This window comes from Anaerobacillus sp. QJM3NY_32, assembly GCF_056173645.1.
On the sequence record NZ_CM149684.1, the window covers coordinates 850,030 to 873,068 of the forward strand.

Consider the following 23,039-nt stretch of genomic DNA (forward strand, 5'->3'; position numbering starts at 1 on the left):
GAAGGAAATTGTTAAAGTGAAGGAAAAGGACCTTCAAAGGAGGTCCCTTTCGAATTGATATCTAAAGAAAGAATAAGAAACCTGCTGACAATGCAATGGTTACGACGATAGGAGCTAATTGGATTTTTAGTAAAAGACCAGGCGTCATGGAGTGATTTTCTAGTGGGTTTTGTACTGGCATAGCTAAAAAATCAGCTAGTCGATCGCTTTTCTGCTGTTTATAAGGAATAGGAGGAACATCGACAGTATACTGGTCGAGCTGTTCACGGAGTTCTTCAGGTAGGTCGTGCTTATAGTGTGATTTCATCATTTTGCCCCTCCAATAAATCTCTTAAGTGTTTGATCGCTGTAGATAATCTTGATTTAACGGTTCCAACGGGGATATCTAGAACGTTGGCGGTTTCTTCTTGAGTCATATCGTGATAATAGATGAGAAGGATAACCGACCGATGTTTTTCTGAAAGTTCCTTAATAGCCCACTGAATTGTCATCTTCTCAACAGTATCACTAGAGAAACTTTCCTCTCCCTTGACTAGAAAGGGAAGGAGTGATTGCCACTTTTTTCTCCGTTTAATTTTATTGATCATCAGGTGATAACCGATTTTAAATAGATACGTTTTAAGCGATGCTCTTGAGACATCATAGCGGTTCTGGTATTTATGGAATTTAACGAATGTATCCTGCACAATGTCGATACTCAACTGCTCATCCCGCGTATACCGATAGATGAATCGATAAAGAGGGTCTTTGTACATAAGATAAATAGTCTCAAATGTCATAGATACGGCTGCTTCGAAGGAATAATCGCCACTTTCCTTAAAACTCATTCGGCCAGCGCTCTTTTATCCCTTTATAGGTGTAAGCCAGTCGAAAAATAAACCAGAGAAACGTGATAAGTGGAAAGACAAACGTTTGATGTAGAAAGAACTGAACAAATGGATTTTCGATATTCTCACCTTTAATTAGAAAAACAAATAGCCCTGTAATGCATAGGAATGAGTAAATGGACGACGCGATCATGACATAATCCCAGCGTGACCAGTAGAAATAAAGATTTGTTTTTTGAAAGTCAATTCTCCCATTCGTTTTGTGAACATGCTTTTGAAGCGTTGCAATTAAGACGGCAAAAATGGTTCCGAGAACTCCAGCCATCACTAACCCCATGATCCAACCGATTGCCATGTATTTCACACCTTTCTTTCTATATTTTCACATATTTATACAAATGAAAGGGAATGAAAGTTCATTAATAAATGATTTTTTTCTTAATTATTAATTTAACTTAAAAAAAGAGGCGCGACTGGTTGTCGCACCTCTCTTATATGATGATTAATTTGAAGCCTTTTTAAGAAGCATTTGATTCTTTCATAATTTTATTAATCTCATTTTTGTACAAATCAGAACGTCCACCGAAAATAGCTTGGATGTTTTGATCGACTTTCACAACACCAGCTGCTCCAAGTTACTTTAGGCGATTTTCGTCAAATGCTTTTACTTTCGTTACTTCTACACGAAGGCGAGTAAAGCAGGCGTCAACATGCTTTATGTTGTTTTCGCCTCCAAGTGCTTCCATGATTTCCAATGCTAATTCTTTGTTCTTGCCTTTTCCTGGATTATTCTTGTTGTAGTCTTTACTGGTGGCTGATTCGAATTTGCCGATTCTAAAGGTGCAGTTGTATAGTACCTTTCAAGATTCCACTATTTTCGAATATAGTCAGATTTATTTTAAGAGTGATGAGTATAAATTTACTTTGCGAGCTTCTCGACCAGGAAATTAACGTAAAGTTTGACCACGAAAGCGACAGTTGTGTGATAAGCACCTGTCGCTTTTGTATGAAAAAACAAACATATATGGATGTAAAAAGGAGAACCTAGGTGAAAAGTGGTTAACAGGGAGGATGTAACTTGAATAAACTTGGATTTCTCTTCGTTTGGATATTAGTCGTCAGCACTTTAGTTGGTTACTTGGATAAGGTACATGCTACTAATGAAATGGAAGAAAGTGCCCAACAAGAACCAGATCTCAGTGAAGTAACCTATTTCAAATCAGAAACAAAAAGAGATATGGAGCTTGAAAAAGTTTTTTCTAAAGAGTTGGGTTTAAAGAAGGGTGTAGACTCCGTTCGCTATTACTACAATAAGATAGACCTGAACGATGATCAGGTTCCTGAGACATTTGTTTATTTAATAGGTCCCTCTGTCTGTGGGAGCGGAGGATGCAGTGGTCTTTTACTAGAAAAGAAGGACGGAGCATACTTTGTTAACACGCGCTTTTCATTAGTAAGAACTCCCGTAATCATTCAAAATGAAACAACTAATGGATGGAAGAACATTGTGATGTACGTTGCGGGTGGGGGAATAGAACCAGCCTACCATAAGCTGAAATTAGATGGAGAAAGCTACCCTGAAAATCCATCTGTTGCACCGATTGTGAAAGAGAAAAAGATAAAAGGTATAGGGATCATAAACGATGAAATCGCTGATAATACTGGCATCGCTTACTGAAGAAAAAACCGAGGACAAATGAGAGGATTTGTCCTCAATCTTTTTTTATGTAGGAACGGGTACATATTGCATCTAATGCTATACTTCTTATCGACTCCAAGATTGAGCAATAGTGGTTGTGGTATATTGTTGGCGGCATTCTAGTTGCGGTTTTGAGTGGAGAACGATGAAAAGAAAGTTCAGGTGTGAAATCAACTCATAAGAATGAAACGTTTTTGATGGTATATTATAACGAAAATGAACTTAGAGTGATAGAATTGTAGAAAATAACATATTAAAAATGGAGTGTTCTTGCTATGGATTTAAACCTACAAGAAAAATCAGTTGTCGTAACAGCGGCAAGTAAAGGACTAGGAAAAGCGTCAGCACTGGCTTTTGCAAGAGAAGGCGCACGCGTCGTTCTTTCTAGTCGAAGTGAAGAAGAACTTAAGAAAGCTTGCGAAGAAATGATTGAAGAAACGGGAAATGATCAGATTACATTTCGAGTTTGTGATGTCACAAAAGCGGATGAGATCAAACAATTGATGACGTTTGCAGCTGAAACATACGGTAGTGTCGATGTATTAATTAATAATGCAGGCGGGCCTCCAGCTGGTAAGTTTGAGGACTTCAGCGATGAAGATTGGCAGAATGCTTTTGAACTAAATTTATTAAGCTTCGTTCGAACGTCACGGGCCGCTATTCCTTTTATGAAAGAACAGGGCTGGGGGCGGATCGTAAATATTGCCTCTTCCTCTATAAAGCAATCGCTAGATAATTTGATCTTATCAAATACATTTCGTGCGGGTATCGTAGGGCTAGCAAAAAGTCTTTCACAAGAATATGCCGAGCACAATATTCTTGTGAATACGGTTGGACCTGGACGTATTGGGACGGATCGAGTTGAACAGTTGGATCAAATCAAGGCAGATCAGTTAGGGATGGATGTGACTCATCTCAAAGGACAGGCGGAGCTATCAATCCCAATGAAACGATATGGGGAGCCTGATGAATTTGCGAAAACAGTTGTTTTTCTTGCTTCAGGAGCAAATACGTATATGACCGGGCAATCACTCGTTGTCGATGGCGGACTTGTAAAAGCACTGTAATAAGAAAAAGGACGTAGCGCTTACGTCCTTTTTCTTTTGTCATTCTCGCCAAATCATTTTTCTTTTAGAGATAAATCTATATAATAGAAGAAGATGAAGAATTACTAATTCTGGTATTGCTAAACCCTTTGGTTTTAATGTAATTGGCGGTACAGGGGAGGGTTAAATAATGGTAGAAGCAAAAGAGCGCATTCTTGAAGCGACAGATATTCATAAAGCGACTGAGATGATCAGTGTCGCAACGAATAAGCCGGTCATTATTGAAAACAAAAACTTTGAACTCATTTCATATAGCACGGCATCGGAGAGCTTTGATCAAACGCAGCAAAAGACGATTCTCTATAAGAAATGTCCAGTGTTTATTATTGATCGTTTGAAAAAAGAAGGGATCGTTCAGCAGCTTGAGAACAACGAAGCTCCGATCCGGATTGCTCCAATTGAGGAAATTGGTTTTTATCAACGTATTGTTGTGAAAGCGATTTATGAAGAGCGGACGATGGGATATCTCTGGGTGCAAGAAACGAATAGTCCTCTGACGGAAGAAGAGGTTGCTTTTCTTACTGAAATCACACCTCACATTGGAAAGCTTATTCATGATTCTTATCAAAAAGGGAAAGAGCATGAGGGGAAGCAGGAGAAATTGCTTTGGAATGTGCTTCTTCATGAATACGAAAGTGAAAATCAAATGCGGCGTAAAGCTCAGGTGGCGAGCTTACCATTACCTGAGCGCTTTTCCGTACTCGTCATGTCAATTGCTGAGCCTACCCAGGAGCCCTTGTTAAATGAAGTTCTCGAGCTTTTATCCCGTTTTAAGAGGCATAAAATTCAAGTACTGAAAACTGAGCTTCAAATCGTTGCTGTTATTTCAGGTGATAAAAATAGAAAAGGCTCAGCGATTGAAAATAGCCGAGAGCTTATAGAGTATGTAAAAAGTGCGTTAACTCATGAAGAATTTTATTCTTTCTTGATTGGGATTGGGAAAGAATATACGGAGCTCATTGAGATGAGGAAGAGCTTCTTAGAAGCATTAGAAGTGATTGAGACAGCTGACTTCATTGGTCCAAGGCCAGATGTCATGCCACGTGAGTTCTCAAAGCTTGGCGTCTACCGATATCTTGCCGCCCTTTATGAGAAAAACAATACGGAGCATTATTTTAATCAGAATTTGCTTAACTTGATGGAAAAGGATTCAGTTAGTCACTCCAGTCTGTTAAAGACGCTAGAAGTGTATTTATCGAACAACGGTAAGGGGAAAAGCACCGCGGCTGAGCTGTTTATCCACCCAAACACGCTGAACTATCGCATGAAGCAGATTCAGGACTTAACGGACATTGATTTTGATGATTTTAATATGAAAAGTCACATATATATCGAGTTGTTGTTGCTAAACAACATACCGTCTTACTATAATCGGTACCTTTCTGCAGTAGAGGAGCAGAAAAGTACTGCGAAGTAGCCTATTTGAGTGGGCTGGGAGCTTGTTTATTGACCAAACTGGGAAGCTGCACATTGTGCAGCTTCTTTTCTGTTGTTTAGGGCTGGAAAGTGTGGCGCAATAGCTGGTTTTCGTGGGGGGAGTGTGGTTTATTGGCCAAAATGGAGATATATTGTCCAAAATCAGAATATATTGGCTAAAATCCAGATATATTGTCCAAATCGGAAATTCCGCTCACTAAACGGGGGCTCCGCTTTTCACGGCTCCAGTGCCTGTCGTGTCTAAGCGCTCGTCTCCGCTTTACCTGAGATCCAGCTGCGCGGGCCAAATCCTCCGGCTGTTTCACCCAATCGAATGAGACAAAAAGCGTCTCACTCTCATGGGCTCCAACATCCTGCGGATTTAAACGGGCCCGCTCCGCTTTTCCTGAGATCCAGCTACGACTCGCAGAAACTGCGATATTTCACTCTTTCACCAGAACACAAAAAGCGTGTTCTAGTTCAAGAGTTCCAATATCTCCGTTTCTAAACGCTCGTCTCCGCTTTTCCCTAGATCCAGCTGCAGTGGGCAGACACTTGGTCACTTCACCATTTCATCCGAACACAAAAAGCGTGTTCAAATGAAATGGCTCCAGTGCCTGTCGTGTCTAAACGCCCACTTTCGCTTTTCCTATTGTGTTTAAACCACAAAATCTCAGCAAACTATTGTGTCGTGACCACGTTGCCAGATGGGGGTTAAAATCGATATAATTTTCACAAGAAAACAAAAACTTTCTTTGAAGTATTTCACAAGCTTTGTGAATGATTGGAGATATAGGGTTAAAAGGAGCGTGGTAGAGTTGGAAGCCATCAACAAGAGTTTTTTCCTTTTTCTCGCTAGCAGGCCCTCGCTTGATCGGCTCGCCAAACGATGGGGTAGTAAGTTTGGGGCGGATAAGATTGTTGGGGGTGAGACTTTTGAGCATGCGGTGCCTCTTATTCAGAATTTGAATAGTCAGGGGCTTCGGGTAACGGTGGATCATCTTGGTGAGTTTGTTTCTTCTGAAATAGAAGCGAAGGAGCGGACTCAGGAGTGCATCAATACCATTCGCATGATTAGTGCTCATCAACTAAATTCTCAGATGTCTTTGAAAGTCACTTCACTTGGTCTGGATATTAGCCATGATCTTGTATGGCGTAACATGATTGAGTTTATGGAAGAAGCGGTAAAGCATGATGTATTCGTTACGATCGATATGGAAGATTCGACACGAACGGAGGCGACGCTTCAGCTTTATAAAGACCTGAAGAGAAAGTACGACAATATTGGAACGGTTGTTCAGTCTTATTTATACCGATCCGATCAAGATTTAGATGATTTAAATGAAGTAAAGCCGAATTTACGTCTTGTGAAAGGGGCGTATAAGGAAGCCGCGAAGGTTGCTTTTCCAGCGAAATCAGATGTGGATCATAACTTGAAGCTGCTGATAAAGAAACATTTATTGAATGGGAATTTTACAGCCATCGCTAGTCATGATGATGCCATCATTAACTTTACGAAAGAATTCGTGAAAGAACATGATATTCCGAAAGATCAATTTGAGTTTCAAATGCTTTACGGCATGCGAAGCCAGAGTCAGCTAGATCTTCTTGCTGAAGGTTATGCGGTAAGAGTATACCTACCTTATGGGAACGATTGGTATGGGTATTTTATGCGGCGGTTGGCGGAACGACCTGCGAACATCGCCTTTGCTTTCAATGGATTATTTAAAAAATAAACTTCTTATATTTGAAAGGGGAATTTACTCATGGTAGTACCATACAAACACGAACCGTTTACTGATTTTACTGTTAAGGAAAACAAAAAGGCTTTTGAAGAGGCTCTTAAACTAGTAAAAGAAGAACTTGGAAAAGACCATGATCTTCTCATCAATGGTGAGCGAGTTAGCACGGAAGATAAAATTGTTTCCATTAACCCTGCGAACAAGGAACAAATCGTTGGTCGCGTATCAAAGGCAACGAAAGAGCATGCGGAACGCGCGATTCAAGCTGCAGATGAAGCATTTGAAGGTTGGAGAAAATGGTCGGCTCGCTCTCGTGCTGAGCTTCTATTCCGCGCAGCTGCGATTGTACGACGCCGCAAGCATGAATTCTCTGCTTACCTGGTGTACGAAGCCGGTAAACCTTGGAAAGAAGCGGATGCTGATACTGCAGAGGCAATCGACTTCATGGAATACTATGCTCGTCAAATGATCGAGCTAGGTGAAGGGAAAGCGATTGAAAGCCGTCCTGGAGAGCAAAACCGTTACGTTTATACGCCAAGCGGAGTTGCCCTTGTTATTCCTCCATGGAACTTTGCATTTGCGATTATGGCAGGGACAGCAGTAGCACCACTTGTTACAGGAAACACAGTACTTCTTAAGCCGGCAAGTGCAACACCGGTTGTTGCAGCGAAGTTTGTTGAAGTGCTTGAAGAAGCTGGGCTTCCTAAAGGTGTATTGAACTTTGTGCCAGGTAGCGGAGCTGAAGTAGGGGATTATCTCGTTGATCACCCGAAAACATCGATCATCACATTCACTGGTTCTCGTGAAGTTGGTACGCGCATTTATGAGCGCGCTGCGAAAGTACAGCCGGGTCAACAACACCTGAAGCGAGTGATCGTTGAGATGGGTGGTAAAGATACGATCGTTGTGGATAAGGATGCTGATCTTGAACTTGCTGCGCAGGCCATCGTTGTCTCAGCATTCGGCTTCTCAGGTCAGAAATGTTCTGCAGGCTCCCGTGCGGTCATTTTGAAAGAGGTATATGATCAGGTTCGTGATCGCGTTGTTGAATTAACAAATGAGCTTACACTAGGTGAAACGACAGGTCCAGATGTGTACATGGGACCAGTTATTGATCAAGCATCATTTGATAAAATCATGAGCTACATTGAAATTGGAAAAGAAGAAGGCCGCCTCGTTGCTGGTGGAGAAGGCGATGATTCGAAAGGGTTCTTCATCAAGCCAACTGTATTTGCAGACCTAGCTCCTAAATCACGCATGCAGCAGGAAGAAATTTTCGGACCGGTTGTTTGCTTAACGAAAGCAGATAACTTCGATGAAGCGATTGAAATTGCGAATAATACAGAGTACGGCTTAACTGGTGCTGTGATCACGAATAATCGTGCACACATTGAGCAAGCGAAAATGGACTTCCATGTAGGTAACCTATACTTCAACCGGAACTGTACGGGCGCAATTGTTGGGTACCACCCATTTGGAGGATTCAAAATGTCCGGTACAGATTCAAAAGCAGGTGGACCTGATTATCTTGGACTTCACATGCAAGCAAAAACTGTTTCAGAAATGTATTAATTAGTAAACACGATTAGTTTAAAAAGGCTGTTCCCCTCTGCTAGGGGAACAGCCTTTGTTTGGTTTTAGTTAGGATGAGAAATATGGAAGAAAAAGGGGTTTTATCTATTTGAAGATTAGGGCTGCCATTGTCTTCACGATCGGTATTATCCTTGTTCTATCTTTCTTGATTAGAACCAAAAGGCAAGAGCTTAACAGAATGGCAAAAGTATGGATTAGACGCACTAGCGATTGGGATTTTACTCCTTACGTTCATCGTCGTGTTGAGCATGTGAGGAAAAAAAGAGAAGCTCAGTTCTCTTCTTTATGGTAAGGGAGAATGAGCCTGGCTTTTGTACCTTTTCCTATTTCTGAATCAATGGCTATTTCTCCATTATGAGCCTCCATAATATCAAAGCAAATCGATAGTCCAATCCCAAGCCCGCTTCTTTTCGTACTAAAGAAAGGGGTGCCTAGCTGTTTCACTTCTTCTTCGCTCATTCCTTTGCCGTCATCTTCAATGGAGATAACCGCATTTCCCTCGTTTTTTGTTAAATGAACCGAGATTTCTCCGCCTTCAGGCATAGCTTCGATCGCATTCTTGATAAAATTAATGAGCACTTGTTTGATTTGTGAGGAATCCATACAAACCGTAATGTTTTCAGTGTTCGCATCGAATTCAAGTTCGACATTATGTAAGTGAGCATTGCTTTTCATTAATTCTACCGTTTCAAATACAAGGGGATTTAACTGTTTTAGCGTTCGCTCGCTTACCGTTGGTTTCCCCATCATAACAAATTGATTTACAAGATTTTTCATACGGTCGAGTTCAGCCCTAATGATACTAATGTAATTGGCTTGTTTCTCATCTACATCTAAAAGTTGTGTAAAGCCAATAATTGATGTAAGTGGGTTGCGGATTTCATGAGCAAAACCAGCACCTAGTTTTCCGATTGCAGAAAGCTTCTCAGATTGAATGACCTGTTCTTGTAGTTGATAATAAGAAGTCATATCTCGGAATTGAGCGAAAGCTCCGCTTAGCTGTTGATTGTGATCGTAAAGAGGCAAAATATCGAGTAAGCATTTACGTTCATCGTTTTTAAAAAAAGTGATTTCGATGTCTTCGATGCCCTTTTGTTTCGAAAACACATGGTCGAAAAACGGTTTAAGAGTAGGGATTTCGGTAATTGGATAGCCAATCATTTTGGTTTTATTAAGTCCCGTTAGTTTTTCAGCACTTCGATTGAATTCTTTTATTTGCCCATCTTGATCCGAAATGACAATTCCGATTGGAGTGGCACGCATAAGCATCTGGTTATAGAGATGGAGCTGTTCGTTTTGCTTGTTAACCTGGATCTCCCGTTCAATCGTATCTATAGAAGATGAAAGCAAGCCTAGATGCAATTGAGAGGCATATTTCTTAGTTGTCATGAGGGAGATCGTACCGATAATCTCCCCATTATGATATGCATATGGTGCTGAGTAGCAAGCCACATCTTCAAAGCAGTAGTGATAATGATCATCCCCAATGAGATGAATCGGTTCTTGGTGTTTTAAGGCAAGTGTAATGGCGTTCGTACCAGCTGTTTCTTCATCAAACTTAACGCCATTTTGAATGCCGAGTGACGCTGTCATTTGTTCGAAGGATTCATCGCCATATGAATCTAATACATAGCCTTCGTGATCAGTTGTTACCACCACGGTTGGGGTGTCAGATAAAAAGCTAAGAAGCTTTTTCATGAATTTTTGTATGATGGAGAGAGAACATGAATAATTTTGTAAACGAAGCGCTAACTCTTCTTCTGAAAGTAAAACGTGAAGAACAGGAATTGAGTTTGGATCCAATTGATAGACATGTTCGCATGTGTTTTTAGAATGTTGGATTTGAATTTCACGTTGCGTCATGAGGCATCCTCTTTTCCTGGAAGTAGTAATGGTTTTATGTGAAAAGTATTATTTTTGCATTTAATAGAATCATTTTTTTATAGATTATCATACTTTGGTCCCTACTGGTTAGTTTTTACCATTAGTAATACGTGATTCTACTTGATGTTGTCGAAAAAAATTGTAATCGCATTCTTAGATACTTTATAATGAAGCCATTTAGATTGGAGGAAAAATTATGCTTGAGTATATAGAAGAAATCGAAATTAGAAAAGAGACGGATCATACGGGGAAGGGACTATTGTATCGGGGATGATCGGGATAACAATAGCGCTTGATTTGTATTTTTATCATTAATTGCATTGTGAAGGAGGGTAGCGGAAATGAAAACAATTCTCTTATTTGTTTTAGCTGGACTTGCTGAGATAGGAGGAGGTTATTTAATCTGGCTTTGGCTTCGTGAAGGGTATTCGAGCATATTTGGTCTAGCTGGTGGAATCTCTTTAGTTCTTTATGGTGTGATTGCGACTTTGCAAGTATATCCGGAATTCGGTCGCGTGTATGCGGCGTATGGTGGTGTGTTTATAGTGATGTCCGTCCTTTGGGGATGGGGAATTGATAAGGAAGTCCCTGATAGCTATGATTTAATTGGAGCGTTTATTTGCTTAGTAGGTGTAACGGTGATGCTCTTACCGCGGAACTAAAGGAAGTTCATTTAGAAGTCTTCATCAAGACATAATAAAAAGCCCGTTTTCATGGAACGGACGAATGAGGCTGAGATATAACCAATGAGTGAATCGATGTCTTGATTTTAAGGGAAATGAACGCATTTTATATGGTGAAAATTAATGAAAACTTGACCCTCTTTTGCCGTCATTAACGTGACCTGGTTTTCCTGAATACTTGTTAATTTCCCTATTTTGTTTTGGTTTTCATATATATCGAAAATGACTATTTGATTGGTTACTTTTTTTAGCTGCTCTTCTAATGTGCGTGATAAGGAGAGTCCAATTGGTACAACGGGGAATTCTGAATGTGTTAAGTGATATGGTCTTTCGTTACCTTGATAAGGGATCAGCCACTTTAGATGTTTCATGGATATATACATCGTTTTGTGAATGGGACTTTGGAACACAAAGTAATCGTTCATAATACTAGTGATGTATCCATGAAGAGAGTGATGGCCAGTAACATAAATCTCTGTAAACATTCCTTTTGATTCTTGTAGTGCTTTACGAAGCGAAATCGAATTTAACGTTTCAGGTTCTTCAAATAGCGACTCTTTTGGAAGTGAAATTTTTTCATCTTCTTTCGTACATACATCATAATGCTGAACATGGTATTGGGAGACATAGATAAAGTCTTTGCCGTTATATAAGACAAGAATGTCATTTCCTGAGTCGATTAGCACACCGATAATGTCTTTTGTTCCGTTCATTTTTAATCGAATGGTTTCGTTCGTTAAATCTGATGAATTTCTCACTTTTGACCTCCTTTCATATGAAAAAACCAGCTGTGCCATATAAACAAGTGATTCTGATAGGACGATCATTTTTCTACATAAAAAATAATTGTGAGGAGGAAGATGACTGTACAAATAACTATGAATTTAAAGGCGAGTCATTTCCTCATCACATGAAGTAACTTCCGAAATGCGTAAGGAGAGATATAGTCGATCATGGCTCTCTCTTCCTCTCAAGAATACGAGTTAAGCCTCGGCGATTTTTGCAGGAACTTCTTTAATCACCGTTTCGATAGTACTGAAGCTTTTAATATGGAAAAGTGTAATGCGAACAAGTTCAGCTTTCACTAATAGAAGAATATGGTCGCTTGCTACATTGAGGAGAATACCTTCAACATGCTCGGGACCGCCACGATTAATCTTTACCCATTTATAATGGAGCGCCCCTAACACTTCTGTGATAGAGCTTCCTTGGATTGGATCAAGAAACGTATTCCCAGTGATTTCCGGCATAGTAGTTGTATCTAAGGAAATTGATTTAACATGGTCAAGGTTGTAATAAATCATTTCTTTCTCTGTTTGTAGCATAAAGTGGTCCGTTGCAACCTGAAAGAGAATACCTACTTTTGCTTCAGGTCCTTTTAAATTGACTTTAACTTGCTTACCTAGCAATGGCACGAGCGTATCGCTATTTAAATTGGCCATCATATATCCTATCCTTTCATAAGCATTCGCTATTTATTTTTTTGAAACGGGCTGCCAGTAGTTAGAAAAGAGGTTTTCTCTTCTGCTTTCTCCTCGGTTTTCTTTTTGATTGTCTTCTTGATTGTTGCTAGACTCTTCTTGTTGAGTCATTTTAACGACCTTACTAACGCTTTTTACATGAAACAGTGCAATGTGTACCAATTCTGCTTCCTTCCCTACGATGATGTGATCATCGTTCACTTCAAGTAAAACACCTTCTACTTTCTCTGGGCCACCGCGATTAACTTGAACAGAACTAAAGACTAATTCATCAAGAACTTCTTGAAAACTTTCTCCACTTTCAAATTCAAGAACAGGTTCTTCAATTGGCACAATAACTTCTACTTCCTCTTTCGTATTGATTGTGACGCTTTTGATGTGAGTAGCATGGAAATAGATAACGTTATTTTTTTGTCCAAGCAAAGTTAAGAAATCCTGTTTAAGCTCAAGAAGTTTTCCTTCCTGACTTTCAGGTCCTCCACGGTTGATTCGAACATTCTTGCCGATGTAGCTCTCAAGTTGTGAAAAGTTCATTTGCACATTCATGCATCCTTTCTTCCTTTTTATATAAACGCTTGTAATGGCATAGTATGTATCTCGGAGGGACAAAGATCAGTATATTTGTCTATCATTTGGAAAATGTGTGTTTGTCCACCGTGAGATTAGCCTAATCATTGGGGAATTTAGGAGCAGGGTTTTTACTAGTTAAACAGAATAGGAGAACGAGAGTGATTTTAACTAAGTGAGGGAAGACAATGAAAACAAATGAGTATAACAGTCAGATTTGGGATAAGAAAGTGGAGGATCAAGTTGTTTATACAAAGCCAGTCACTCAAGAAATGATCAAAGAAAGTAAAGCAGGGAATTGGCATATCACTGTTACGACGGAGAAAGCTGTTCCACGTCATTGGTTTCCAGCTAATCTGAAGGGCTTGCGCATTCTCTGCTTAGCATCTGGTGGTGGACAACAAGGTCCAATACTTGCAGCCGCAGGGGCGGAAGTGACAGTTGTTGATCTTTCTGAGAAACAGCTAGAACAGGACAGATTTGTAGCTGAAAGGGAGAACTTGCAGTTAACTGTTGTTAAAGGAGACATGACGGATTTATCCTTTTTAGAAAATGGGTCATTTGATGTGATTGTGCATCCTGTTTCAAATGTATTTGTTGAAAATGTATTACCTGTCTGGAAGGAGGCGGCAAGAGTACTGAAGGAAGGGGGCACACTTATCTCAGGATTTACGAATCCACTATTGTATCTTTTTGATGATGAGCAAGAGGATAAAGGAATTCTGGATGTGAAGAATAGCATCCCATACTCTCCTATTGAATTGTTAACGAAAGAAGAACTTCAGAAATACAAAGAGAGTAACTTGGCCCTTGAGTTCGGACATACGCTGGAAGATCAAATACAGGGACAGATTGATGCAGGATTTGTCATTAACGGTTTTTATGAAGATGATTTTGGAGGGAGTCGCCTAATCGATCAATATATTAAAACCTTTATAGCAACAAAGGCGATAAAAAATGCAGGTTGAACTAGTCACTTATTTATAAAGGAGATACTGAAAATGGAATATAGCGGTTCGCGGGTTTATGATGATCACGATTTTTTTGAGAACTATATGGCTAGACGACATAGGGAAGAAAGCCCGAATAAAGTCATCGAGTATCCTGCTCTTATGACATTACTAGGCGATGTTCGGGAGAAGACCATTCTTGATCTTGGTTGTGGAGATGCTTCGCTCGGAGAAGAATTACTAAAGCAGCAGTGCGAGCGATATGTCGGGATTGATGGTTCAAAAAATATGTGTCACCAAGCAGAGTTGAAGCTAAAGGGAACGAAGGGGAGCGTTGTCCAGTCAAATCTAGAGTCGTATGGTTATCCATCACAGACTTTCGATTGCGTCGTTTCACAATTAGTTCTTCATTACATAGAAGACCTTGATCATATTGTTAAAAAAGTATATGACACGTTAAAACCAGGTGGAGAATTTGTATTTAGCGTTTTGCATCCAGTTATGACCGCTTCTTTCAAAAGTATGATAGGTAAAAGAACCGATTGGATTGTAGATGATTATTTCCAGACGGGGAGAAGAATAGAGCCCTGGATTGGAGAGAGCGTTGTGAAATATCATCGTACGATTGAGGAGTATTTCTTGCTTCTGCAGCGAACTGGTTTTACGATTCAAGGTCTTAGAGAGGGAACGCCGCAACAAGAAAACTTTCAACATCAGGAAGAGTATGAACGAAGACAGCGCATTCCGCTATTTCTTCTACTTTCTTGTATAAAATAATAATTGACAGCGATAGAATATTAGATTATGATCATTTCAAATAATAAAAATTTCATACTGCAACTCCTAAAGGGGAGTAGCTTTTACAGCAAAGTCGTCATTCCAGAGCTTCACTGCTCTCGGCTTTGTTGGCAACATTCGTGTTGTTAGCAAGACCTTTACTTTTACGGTAAAGGTCTTTATTTGCATCAAAAACCTTTGCCAAATAGGCAAAGGTTTTTTTGTGAAGAACAAAGCAGTATGGATGAAAAAAGGGGGATGTACAGATGGATGCTTCAATGTTACTAGAATATGGATGGGTTTTGCTGCTTCTGATTGCTCTTGAAGGGCTGCTTGCGGCAGATAATGCACTTGTCTTAGCGATTATGGTGAAGCATTTACCAGATGAGGAACGTCAAAAGGCTCTATTTTATGGTCTTGCCGGTGCATTTGTTTTTCGATTTGCTTCATTATTTGCTATTTCTTTTCTAGTCAACGTATGGCAAGTTCAGGCGATCGGTGCGTTATACCTCTTGTTTATTGCGATCAATCATATCGTTCGAAAACAGATGATTCACAAAGGTAAGGAAGCGCCAAAGAAACAGAATAAGAAACAGGCAGGCTTCTGGGGGACTGTTTTTAAGGTAGAGCTAGCGGATATCGCTTTTGCCGTAGATTCCATTCTAGCAGCCGTTGCATTAGCCGTCACATTGCCAAATACACCCCTACCGCATATTGGTGGTTTAGATGGTGGGAAATTCCTTGTTATTTTCGCTGGTGGATTAATTGGATTAGTCATAATGCGATTTGCAGCAAATTATTTCGTGAAGCTATTAAAAGCAAGGCCCGGTTTAGAGGTTGCTGCGTTTATGATTGTAGGATGGGTTGGAATTAAACTATCAGTATATACACTCTCGCATCCTGATTTAGGGGTGCTACCTGAAGCATTTGCAAAATCTCCAGGATGGAAAATAACGTTTTATACGGTGTTACTTTTGATTGCAGTCGGTGGCTGGTTTTTATCGAATTCGAAAAAAACTGAAGCATCAAAGGGAGAAACACTGTAAAAACATGAATCTCAATCTTTTCCCCATTGTGAGAAAGGGATCTGGTAAACTATAAAGGTAAAAAATGGTTTTTGCGCTTTGTTGATTTTTGATTAGGATGGGGAGTGTTTAAAATAATAAGAGTTGATGTGGTATATACGCTACTTTACAACGAAAAAGAAGATCAAGTGTTAATGGTTCAAAATATCAAACATAATAACTGGTCTTTACCAGGTGGCTCGGTGGAAGATGGAGAGACCCTTGCACAAGCTGCTATTCGCGAAATGAGAGAAGAAACAGGATAAACCGTAGAAGTAGAAAATCTATTGAGTGTTAATGAAGCGTTTATGACGAATTACCATGTTCACTTCTTTACATTTAGAGGAAAAATATCGCGTGGACATTTATCTATTCAAGATACGGAAACAATAGCGGACGTCAGGTGGATGGACAGAAAAGAAGCAGACAAATGGATGCCTTATCATCAAGGGGGAATTGAGAGCTTACTTCATACTTCAATTCCTTACGTCTTACAGGGATAATGTAAAGTAGCCTTAAGATCCTCGGGGGATCTTAAGGCTATATTTATAACAGTTTTAAAATTGGAAGGGAATGCGTTCCTCCGTTCCTTGATCTAGTGTTTTTACGATGATTTCATTGTTTTCAACTTCCTTATCCCCAATGAGAATTACTTTTTCTATTCCTCTTTTACTTGCGCGTTCGATCGATTTACCAATCCGTTTCTCACTCATATCCACCTCGATCCGACATCCTAATTTCCTATAAGCAGAGGCGACGATCAAGGCTTCGCGTTTAGCATCAATGGGGATGATGACATATTCAGGCTTTTCATTTGTCACAAGTGAAGTAGCATTTTGTTTCAATGCGGTTAAAATTACATCTAGGCCGAATGAAATCCCAACAGTTGAAAAAGGTTCTTCACTACCGAGTAATCCACCTATCGCACTATCGTAGCGACCACCGCTTCCAATGCTGGATGTAATGGATTGGTTACTTAAGAAAATCTCATAAATCGTCCCAGTATAAATATCGAGCCCTCTTGCAAGGAAAGGATTGAACTGACATTTTTGAACGAGGTTGAGTCCATCCAGGTAGGAAGTCAGTTCTTTAAGTTCATTTAACCCCTCCCGTACAGTTGAATTCGCAGATGCGAACTGTTCAAAATAATAGAGGTCTTGATTAATCCACTCTTTTGCATAGCGCTCAACGCTATTAATGGCTTCAGAGGAGATATCTTTTTGGAAGAGCTCTTCCTTAACGCCTTCCATCCCGATTTTCTCGAGCTTATCCATCGTGAGAATCACATCATTTAAGCGAAGTGTAGGAATAGAGATCGACTCTAGCATACCTGCAAGCAGTTTGCGGTTGTTATACTGAATCGTCACATCAAGTTCGAGTTGACTGAAAAGATCGAGCGCCATCTCCATTAATTCTGCTTCGGCCATTTGCGAACTAACGCCGGTTATATCCACATCGCACTGAGTGAATTCTCTAAAACGCCCTGGTTTAACTGGTCCATCTCGAAACACCTTTCCGATTTCATAACGCTTGAATGGCATTGGTAAATCTGGATTCATCGCAACAACTTTGGCGAACGGGATGGTCAAATCGTATCGAAGGGCAAGTTCTCTCTCTCCACGATCAGAGAGGGTGTACATTTCTGCTAAAATCTCATCGCCACCGGCATACTTTGAAGTCATCAATTTCCGATCGTTAAGGATCGGTGTTTCAAGTGGAGAACAGTTGTATTGAATAAATGTGTCTTCTATTATTCTTCTTACTTTGCGCCGTATGATTTCATCTTTAGGTAAATAATCCATCGTTCCTTTGACATTCTGATCTTTCAGCTTTTTCATAGTCCTCATCCTTTCGTTTTTGAATACAAAAAACCGCATGAATGGGAGAAATGTTCTTCTCAATTCATACGGTTACGAGTAATAGCCTTCCTATACGCGATTATTTTGCAATCGGATAGCAAGGCTAGCTGTGATGATGAAGTTGTACGATGAATAATTGTCTCATATCGCTCACCTCTTATTTCAAAATATGGTAGCACATGAGAACCATTTCAGCAATCTTTCTTTTTTTCTGAAGATTTGATAGGATAATATTTCCTATAGAAAGGTGGGGGATTGCTTGAGGAGTCTTACGGAAGAAGAAGTCATATCGCATATTCCTGAACTATCGAATGTTACATTAAGAAAGATTACAAAGGGGTATTCTTTTGATTTGAAATTCGTAACAAAGTGGAATGGAAAGAACGTATTGCTTCGATTATATGAGTTGGATTTACGTGAGCGGGTTCAAGAGAAGGTTGAGAAGATGAAGGCTTTTAAGAAGCTAGGAGTCCGCTGTCAGGAAATTTATGCGTTCGGTGAAGTTCCTGAAGAAAACTTCTGTTATACGATTTTTTCTTTTCTGGAGGGGGAAGATGGCGAAGCTGCTTTAGCGAACTTAACAATGGAAGAACAGTATGCTGCTGGTTATGAAGCAGGATTAGATCTCGTTCACATGCATCAACTTCGAATCGAAGCGTCAATGCCGGAACATATGGCCTTTATTCAAGAAAAATTTGAGAAAGCGGTAGAACGGTATTATAGACTTGATATACAAATCCCTTATGGTAGAAAGACCATTGACTATGTAAGAAACAATATCCATCTTATCGGTGAAAGCAGGCTCGTCTTTGCTCATCATGATTTTCATGCAGGGAATTTGATTATCTCTCAGAAAAAATATGCTGGTGTGATTGATTTTAATCGATGCGGTGTAAATACGGCTTATTCGGAGTTTGATAAGCTAGAATTATTCTCAAGTCGTTTAAGCATTCCTTTCTCAAAAGGGGTTATTCATGGTTACTTTATTGATTGTGTTCCTGAACTGTTTTGGAAAATCCGATCGGTTCATATGGCTCAGCTTCTGATCTATCATATGAATTGGGCAATGGATTACTTTCCGGAAGATCTTCCTCAAGCGAAAGAGGCCATTCAGTATGTGTGGGAGATGTATGAAGGCTTCGACCGGACCATTCCTAAATGGTATGAAGAAAGCCAGGCCTAAGGCCAGGCTTTCTTCAGTTACATTGCTTCTTTTATTCCTTTCTTTACGAGCCACCAATTTGCTGGATAGCTTGTGGCAAATCCAAGAATCATCGCAATTTGCATCATAAACCAGTAGACAGCTGAGTCGGGCTTTGGTGGTTCGGTAAATAAAACAAAATGAACGATGGCCATCCAACCAAACATGCCAACTTCAAAAGCGATCAAAGAAAGCGTATCGGCTTTCGCAGCTTCTTTAATCGCATTCCATGCACCATTCTCTTTGTTCATAGGGTAAATGGCATAGAATTGAAATAGAATACCAAACCCATATGCCAGAATGAACTCGACAAGATAATGAGTATAGAGAATGGAACCAAGCAGCGCAAAACCTGTTAAAGCAACGATCGGAACGCCTACCGCATCACCAAGTGTACAACCGGCAGAGCAGTGACTTGTGGACATAAACACTTTGGCAGACTTTCCGCGATTGTCTTCTAGATCCAAATTCTTCGCTTTCAAACGCCCCCATTTAAAATAAGCCCAGATAGCGAAAGGTCCAAGAAACCATCCGTTAATCGGCCAGACCACATTCATGATTTTCATCATTTGAGGATGATGAATGATGTCTATAAGAATGACGATGGAAGAAAGAAGTCCAATTGATAGGGCAACAATGGATATAAGCTGTAAAGTAGTCAAATCATCTCACCTCTAAAATAAGTATGTACAAAACAATTACCCTCTGGGGGTATAGGATAAACGAATGATTCGGAAGATTCATGATCAGAAAAAGACTCGCCCTTTTTGAAAGAGAGCGAGTCCAATAGGTTATTCCTGTTCGATTTCAGCTACAATTTTCCCTGTAACATGACGTTCTGAAAGCTCAACCAATGCTTGCGGAATTTCTTCAAGCGATATTGTCTTCTTGATCATTGGATCGACATATCCACCCAACAGTAGGTTGATCATCTCATCACCCATCATGGCAAGATCCGCTTGCTCAGCTTTATTAGAGGATTGATAGACACCACCAAGTGCGATTTGATGGAACGAAAGAGGACGAGCAAAGGAAACGCCCTGCGCAAAGTCGGGTGCACCTGCAATATAAGCCATTTGCCCATTAAACGTAAGTGTGTCTAGCGATTTGGTTGCATTATCACCACTTACCGCATCTAGTACAGCGTGAACACCAATTCCATTTGTTATTTCAAGCGTTCGGTTCACAAAATCTTCTTCTTTATAATCAATGGCATAATCAGCCCCGAGTTTTTTTACAAAATCATGATTGTGGCGGGAAGCAGTTGTAATCACCTTTAATCCCATGTATTTGGCCATCTGTATAGCATAGCCTCCTACGCCGCCAGCGCCAGCATGGATGAGTATGGTTTGACCTCGTTGAATATGAAGTTTGCGGAATAGCGCCTGATAGGCTGTATAACCAGCTGTTGGAATTGCAGCCGCATGAACGAATGAGATCGACTCAGGAAGTTTAGAGATGGTATGAGCTTGTGCAATCGCATATTGTGCGAACGTTCCTTTTCTCATCAGGTCACCGTGATAAACGACTCGGTCGCCGGCTTGCCATTCAGTTACCTCATCACCAATTTGGTCAATAATACCAGCACCATCAAGTCCAAGAATGTGCGGGTATTCCCAGTTTGGATTCCCGTTAGTTGCTGTCTTATAGTCAACTGGGTTCAAGCCCGCAGCGTGGATTTTTACAAGAACTTCTCCTTTTCCAGGTGAAGGGGTATCGATTTCTTCAACACTCATTGAATCCCATTGTCCTTTAGCTTTTAGTAAAAGAGCTTTCATTATGAAAATCCTCCTTAAAATAAGTTCAGAATATGAATATGTTTCACTTGGGGAGCTTTTAGTAAACCTTCTCTCCCATTTTCCCATTATAAAGTTCATGAATTTTTTTGGTAAGTAGGCACTTTTTAGTAACTATTTGAAACAATAAGGCGCCGTGAATCGTAGAATAATGAGAGAGTTTAATGGAGGAGGGGACAAATTGACGTTAATCGGTTGGATTTTCTGGGGTTTGATCGCTTTGATTCTAATGATTGGTTTTATCATCCAAAAAAAATATGGAATGAAAGCACCTGAAGAAACAAATCATCAGGTTTCTAGTTCAGAACACGTTAAAAGTCAGACGAGTCCCTAAATACATAATGGAAGCTAAAGGGTGAGTAGAATGCAGGAATGGTTTGGAGCAGCTGCTGTATGTATCAATGACCAGGGAGATTTACTAATGATTCGTAATGAAACTGACGAATGGGCCGTTCCTTCTGGTGAGATCGAGAAGGGAGAAACGCCTGAGATGTGCTGTGTTCGTGAAGTGATGGAAGAGACGGGGTATCAAGTAGCCATTGAGAAACCTTTGTTCGTTAAAGATCAGGATGTGAATGGAATGAATGTGACGACCTATTATTACGAAGTAAATGTGGTAGGTGGTATGCTTTCTCTTGACGATTCTGAAGAAGATGTGAAGGAAATTGAATGGAAAACGATTGATGAAGTAGAAGAAATTCCACATGCCTATCCTGAGGACGCAGCATATTTAACGAATTATTTATACGAAAAGACTCCTTAAGCTAAGGAGTCTTTTCTCTGCTTCATTCATTATTTGACAATAAGTACAGGGCAGCTTGCCTTTTGGATGACTTGATGACTTACACTGCCGATCACCATTTCTTGAAGAACATTAAGTCCTCTTGTGCCCATAACTACAAGATCACTTTTTGTTTCATTTGCATGATCAATAAGAGTTGTGGAAGGAGATCCATGTAGAATAGTCACATCATAAGAAACGTTTGTTTCTTCAGCAATTGCTTCTGTGGAGCTTAGTTTCTCTCTTCTCTCCATATCAAGACCGGGGGAATCGGCATGACGTAACGCATCGTGCTTAGATGTTTCACCATCAATGACATAAACGATTTCAACATGTCCACCTGTTAAGCTTGCTAATTCAAAAGCCTTTTCAGCTGCTTTTACTGAATCTGTGGATCCATCCGATGCAAGTAAAATCTGTTGATACATTATTACAAAACCTCCAGAGTAATTGACTTGTTACTAGGTTCTATAAGTCCTTACCCTGTATAGAAGTGTGTCAATCAAGCATAAAAGACGAAATGATTGTCAGAGAAAGCGGTCATAAAGGATAATGGTTGAAGAGTAAAAAAGGATGTGGGCACGGTGAAACGGATGATCACGATGGTGACCATTTTGCTTGTTATGGATCTTGTAACAAAGCGATGGATTGACTCGATCTTAACCTTAAATGAACAAATTGACGCGATCAATGGATTTTTAACCTTTCAGCTTTACTACAATACAGGAGCTACAAGAGGATTGTTAGAAGGATACACAGGTTTATTAATTTTTCTACAAGCGAGTATCGTACTTCTCCTTATTTATGGATACATACGTGCCACCCCAAAACGCTTTGCTGTGCAGCTAGCTTTTGGCTTACTCATTAGTGGTGGACTTGGAAACTTGATTGATCGTATTCAATATGGTTATGTGATTGATTTTATGAAAGTGAGCTGGAGCGAAGGGATTTTTAATCTTGCTGATACTGAGATCAGATATGGCTTTATTTTAATCCTCGTTCTTTATTTTATGAAGAAATTTACGATTCAAGGATTTGATGATCAGGAGAAATAGCGAAACAAAAAGCGAGAGAGGATAAACCTCTCTCGCTTTTTGTTTCGCTTACTCTAAAGGGACAATTTATTATTTTGCTTCTTGAAGGATTTGTTCAAGTTGAAAAGCTCGAACTTTTCTAGGGAGAAAACTTCTGATTTCGTCCTCGTGAAAGCCTACTTGAAGTCGTTTTGTATCAAGTAAAATCGGGCGTTTTAAAATGCCAGGATTTTCTTTAATTAAGCTGTATAGTTCCTGAAGTGTAAGCTCATCAACCTCTTTATCAAGCGCATCAAAGGCTTTTGAACGCTTTGAGATGATTTCTTCGGTACCTTTTTCAGTCATACGAATTATAGCTTTAATCTCATCTTCTGTGAGCGGCTTTGCGAACATGTTGCGCTGTTCATAAGGAAGGTTGTGCTCTTCCAGCCACGCTTTTGCCTTTCTGCACGAAGTACAGCTTGGTGATGTGTAAAGTGTAATCATATGTTTGACCTCCAAATGGATTTTACATGGTTCATCTCCATGTTAAGTATACTAAAAAAAGTCGTTGCCTGACTGTAAGTTATGTTACACATT

At 39.9% G+C, this 23,039-nt stretch carries 29 protein-coding genes; 16 read left to right on the forward strand and 13 right to left on the reverse strand.

Going from position 1 to position 23,039, the window contains the following annotated elements:
- Positions 1 to 61: 61 nt before the first annotated feature.
- The 4 genes from AC0VYH_RS04595 to AC0VYH_RS04610 all read right to left on the reverse strand — a co-directional run bounded on the left by AC0VYH_RS04595 (position 62) and on the right by AC0VYH_RS04610 (position 1,573).
- Positions 62 to 307: a hypothetical protein gene (locus AC0VYH_RS04595; protein WP_430243737.1), complete on the reverse strand. Its 246-nt coding sequence runs from the start codon at positions 305 to 307 to the stop codon at positions 62 to 64.
- Positions 291 to 827 (reverse strand): RNA polymerase sigma factor, encoded by a 537-nt coding sequence (locus AC0VYH_RS04600; RefSeq protein WP_430243736.1) that lies wholly within the window; start codon positions 825 to 827, stop codon positions 291 to 293. The genes AC0VYH_RS04595 and AC0VYH_RS04600 overlap by 17 nt, the downstream gene beginning before the upstream one ends.
- The gene (locus tag AC0VYH_RS04605) at positions 817 to 1,182 is read right to left on the reverse strand and encodes a hypothetical protein (protein ID WP_194220426.1); all 366 of its coding nucleotides are present in this window, start codon (positions 1,180 to 1,182) and stop codon (positions 817 to 819) included. The genes AC0VYH_RS04600 and AC0VYH_RS04605 overlap by 11 nt, the downstream gene beginning before the upstream one ends.
- A gap of 280 nt (positions 1,183 to 1,462) precedes the next feature.
- Entirely contained in the window at positions 1,463 to 1,573 is a 111-nt protein-coding gene (locus AC0VYH_RS04610; RefSeq protein ID WP_475368484.1) for a PTS sugar transporter subunit IIB, read from the reverse strand.
- Between the two features lie 332 nt (positions 1,574 to 1,905).
- Between AC0VYH_RS04610 and AC0VYH_RS04615 the strand changes: the two genes are divergently transcribed.
- The 6 genes from AC0VYH_RS04615 (at position 1,906) to AC0VYH_RS04640 (ending at position 8,675) form a co-directional block, all read left to right on the forward strand.
- A complete protein-coding gene (locus AC0VYH_RS04615; protein WP_475373347.1) occupies positions 1,906 to 2,505 on the forward strand; it encodes a hypothetical protein in 600 nt (199 codons plus the stop codon).
- Between the two features lie 296 nt (positions 2,506 to 2,801).
- Positions 2,802 to 3,593 carry an SDR family oxidoreductase gene (locus AC0VYH_RS04620; RefSeq protein ID WP_475373348.1) on the forward strand — a complete coding sequence of 264 codons (792 nt, stop codon included), beginning with the start codon at positions 2,802 to 2,804 and terminating at the stop codon, positions 3,591 to 3,593.
- Positions 3,594 to 3,762: 169 nt separating this feature from the next.
- A complete protein-coding gene (locus AC0VYH_RS04625; protein ID WP_430243733.1) occupies positions 3,763 to 5,049 on the forward strand; it encodes a PucR family transcriptional regulator in 1,287 nt (428 codons plus the stop codon).
- Between the two features lie 817 nt (positions 5,050 to 5,866).
- Positions 5,867 to 6,784, forward strand: coding sequence for a proline dehydrogenase family protein (locus tag AC0VYH_RS04630; RefSeq protein ID WP_475373349.1), 918 nt, complete (start codon positions 5,867 to 5,869; stop codon positions 6,782 to 6,784).
- 30 nt (positions 6,785 to 6,814) lie between these two features.
- Positions 6,815 to 8,362, forward strand: a complete 1,548-nt coding sequence (gene pruA, locus AC0VYH_RS04635; protein ID WP_194220430.1) for an L-glutamate gamma-semialdehyde dehydrogenase — start codon at positions 6,815 to 6,817, stop codon at positions 8,360 to 8,362.
- 109 nt (positions 8,363 to 8,471) lie between these two features.
- On the forward strand, positions 8,472 to 8,675 hold the full coding sequence (locus tag AC0VYH_RS04640; RefSeq protein WP_430243727.1) for a hypothetical protein: 204 nt from the start codon (positions 8,472 to 8,474) through the stop codon (positions 8,673 to 8,675).
- Here the strand turns inward: AC0VYH_RS04640 and AC0VYH_RS04645 are convergent.
- A complete protein-coding gene (locus tag AC0VYH_RS04645; RefSeq protein WP_475373350.1) occupies positions 8,654 to 10,246 on the reverse strand; it encodes an ATP-binding protein in 1,593 nt (530 codons plus the stop codon). The genes AC0VYH_RS04640 and AC0VYH_RS04645 overlap by 22 nt on opposite strands.
- 362 nt (positions 10,247 to 10,608) lie before the next feature.
- On the opposite strand from AC0VYH_RS04645, the gene AC0VYH_RS04650 reads away from it, so the two are divergent.
- A complete protein-coding gene (locus AC0VYH_RS04650) occupies positions 10,609 to 10,929 on the forward strand; it encodes a YnfA family protein (protein ID WP_475366682.1) in 321 nt (106 codons plus the stop codon).
- Positions 10,930 to 11,036: 107 nt separating this feature from the next.
- On the opposite strand, the gene AC0VYH_RS04655 is transcribed toward AC0VYH_RS04650, so the two are convergent.
- The 3 genes from AC0VYH_RS04655 to AC0VYH_RS04665 all read right to left on the reverse strand — a co-directional run bounded on the left by AC0VYH_RS04655 (position 11,037) and on the right by AC0VYH_RS04665 (position 12,971).
- Positions 11,037 to 11,663: a DUF2642 domain-containing protein gene (locus AC0VYH_RS04655; protein WP_475367455.1), complete on the reverse strand. Its 627-nt coding sequence runs from the start codon at positions 11,661 to 11,663 to the stop codon at positions 11,037 to 11,039.
- Between the two features lie 270 nt (positions 11,664 to 11,933).
- Positions 11,934 to 12,392: a spore coat protein gene (locus tag AC0VYH_RS04660; protein ID WP_475366683.1), complete on the reverse strand. Its 459-nt coding sequence runs from the start codon at positions 12,390 to 12,392 to the stop codon at positions 11,934 to 11,936.
- Positions 12,393 to 12,425: 33 nt separating this feature from the next.
- Positions 12,426 to 12,971, reverse strand: a complete 546-nt coding sequence (locus tag AC0VYH_RS04665) for a hypothetical protein (RefSeq protein ID WP_475366684.1) — start codon at positions 12,969 to 12,971, stop codon at positions 12,426 to 12,428.
- 215 nt (positions 12,972 to 13,186) lie between these two features.
- Between AC0VYH_RS04665 and AC0VYH_RS04670 the strand changes: the two genes are divergently transcribed.
- The 5 genes from AC0VYH_RS04670 (at position 13,187) to AC0VYH_RS04690 (ending at position 16,292) form a co-directional block, all read left to right on the forward strand.
- A complete protein-coding gene (locus AC0VYH_RS04670; protein WP_475366685.1) occupies positions 13,187 to 13,966 on the forward strand; it encodes a class I SAM-dependent methyltransferase in 780 nt (259 codons plus the stop codon).
- A 33-nt stretch (positions 13,967 to 13,999) separates the two neighbouring features.
- Positions 14,000 to 14,725: a class I SAM-dependent DNA methyltransferase gene (locus tag AC0VYH_RS04675; RefSeq protein ID WP_475368489.1), complete on the forward strand. Its 726-nt coding sequence runs from the start codon at positions 14,000 to 14,002 to the stop codon at positions 14,723 to 14,725.
- 266 nt (positions 14,726 to 14,991) lie between these two features.
- Positions 14,992 to 15,771, forward strand: coding sequence for a TerC family protein (locus AC0VYH_RS04680; protein ID WP_475368490.1), 780 nt, complete (start codon positions 14,992 to 14,994; stop codon positions 15,769 to 15,771).
- Between the two features lie 104 nt (positions 15,772 to 15,875).
- A complete protein-coding gene (locus tag AC0VYH_RS04685; RefSeq protein ID WP_475373351.1) occupies positions 15,876 to 16,055 on the forward strand; it encodes an NUDIX hydrolase in 180 nt (59 codons plus the stop codon).
- Between the two features lie 21 nt (positions 16,056 to 16,076).
- Entirely contained in the window at positions 16,077 to 16,292 is a 216-nt protein-coding gene (locus tag AC0VYH_RS04690; RefSeq protein WP_475373352.1) for a hypothetical protein, read from the forward strand.
- A 54-nt stretch (positions 16,293 to 16,346) separates the two neighbouring features.
- Here the strand turns inward: AC0VYH_RS04690 and AC0VYH_RS04695 are convergent, their stop codons facing one another.
- Positions 16,347 to 17,627: a histidine--tRNA ligase gene (locus tag AC0VYH_RS04695; protein ID WP_475373353.1), complete on the reverse strand. Its 1,281-nt coding sequence runs from the start codon at positions 17,625 to 17,627 to the stop codon at positions 16,347 to 16,349.
- A gap of 280 nt (positions 17,628 to 17,907) precedes the next feature.
- On the opposite strand from AC0VYH_RS04695, the gene AC0VYH_RS04700 reads away from it, so the two are divergent.
- Positions 17,908 to 18,831, forward strand: coding sequence for an aminoglycoside phosphotransferase family protein (locus AC0VYH_RS04700; RefSeq protein WP_475373354.1), 924 nt, complete (start codon positions 17,908 to 17,910; stop codon positions 18,829 to 18,831).
- 17 nt (positions 18,832 to 18,848) lie between these two features.
- Here the strand turns inward: AC0VYH_RS04700 and AC0VYH_RS04705 are convergent, their stop codons facing one another.
- Together AC0VYH_RS04705 and AC0VYH_RS04710 are read right to left on the reverse strand one after the other, a co-directional pair.
- Positions 18,849 to 19,511 (reverse strand): DUF4396 domain-containing protein, encoded by a 663-nt coding sequence (locus tag AC0VYH_RS04705; protein ID WP_430243706.1) that lies wholly within the window; start codon positions 19,509 to 19,511, stop codon positions 18,849 to 18,851.
- Between the two features lie 129 nt (positions 19,512 to 19,640).
- Positions 19,641 to 20,627 carry a zinc-binding dehydrogenase gene (locus AC0VYH_RS04710; protein ID WP_475373355.1) on the reverse strand — a complete coding sequence of 329 codons (987 nt, stop codon included), beginning with the start codon at positions 20,625 to 20,627 and terminating at the stop codon, positions 19,641 to 19,643.
- Between the two features lie 199 nt (positions 20,628 to 20,826).
- Between AC0VYH_RS04710 and AC0VYH_RS04715 the strand changes: the two genes are divergently transcribed.
- Together AC0VYH_RS04715 and AC0VYH_RS04720 are read left to right on the forward strand one after the other, a co-directional pair.
- Entirely contained in the window at positions 20,827 to 20,979 is a 153-nt protein-coding gene (locus AC0VYH_RS04715) for a hypothetical protein (RefSeq protein ID WP_475373356.1), read from the forward strand.
- 30 nt (positions 20,980 to 21,009) lie between these two features.
- Positions 21,010 to 21,408, forward strand: coding sequence for an NUDIX hydrolase (locus AC0VYH_RS04720; RefSeq protein WP_430243701.1), 399 nt, complete (start codon positions 21,010 to 21,012; stop codon positions 21,406 to 21,408).
- A gap of 29 nt (positions 21,409 to 21,437) precedes the next feature.
- On the opposite strand, the gene AC0VYH_RS04725 is transcribed toward AC0VYH_RS04720, so the two are convergent.
- Positions 21,438 to 21,854 (reverse strand): universal stress protein, encoded by a 417-nt coding sequence (locus AC0VYH_RS04725; protein WP_475366693.1) that lies wholly within the window; start codon positions 21,852 to 21,854, stop codon positions 21,438 to 21,440.
- A gap of 165 nt (positions 21,855 to 22,019) precedes the next feature.
- On the opposite strand from AC0VYH_RS04725, the gene lspA reads away from it, so the two are divergent.
- Positions 22,020 to 22,481, forward strand: a complete 462-nt coding sequence (gene lspA / locus AC0VYH_RS04730) for a signal peptidase II (RefSeq protein WP_475367456.1) — start codon at positions 22,020 to 22,022, stop codon at positions 22,479 to 22,481.
- Between the two features lie 69 nt (positions 22,482 to 22,550).
- On the opposite strand, the gene spxA is transcribed toward lspA, so the two are convergent.
- Positions 22,551 to 22,946 carry a transcriptional regulator SpxA gene (gene spxA / locus AC0VYH_RS04735; RefSeq protein ID WP_194220443.1) on the reverse strand — a complete coding sequence of 132 codons (396 nt, stop codon included), beginning with the start codon at positions 22,944 to 22,946 and terminating at the stop codon, positions 22,551 to 22,553.
- Positions 22,947 to 23,039: the final 93 nt, after the last annotated feature.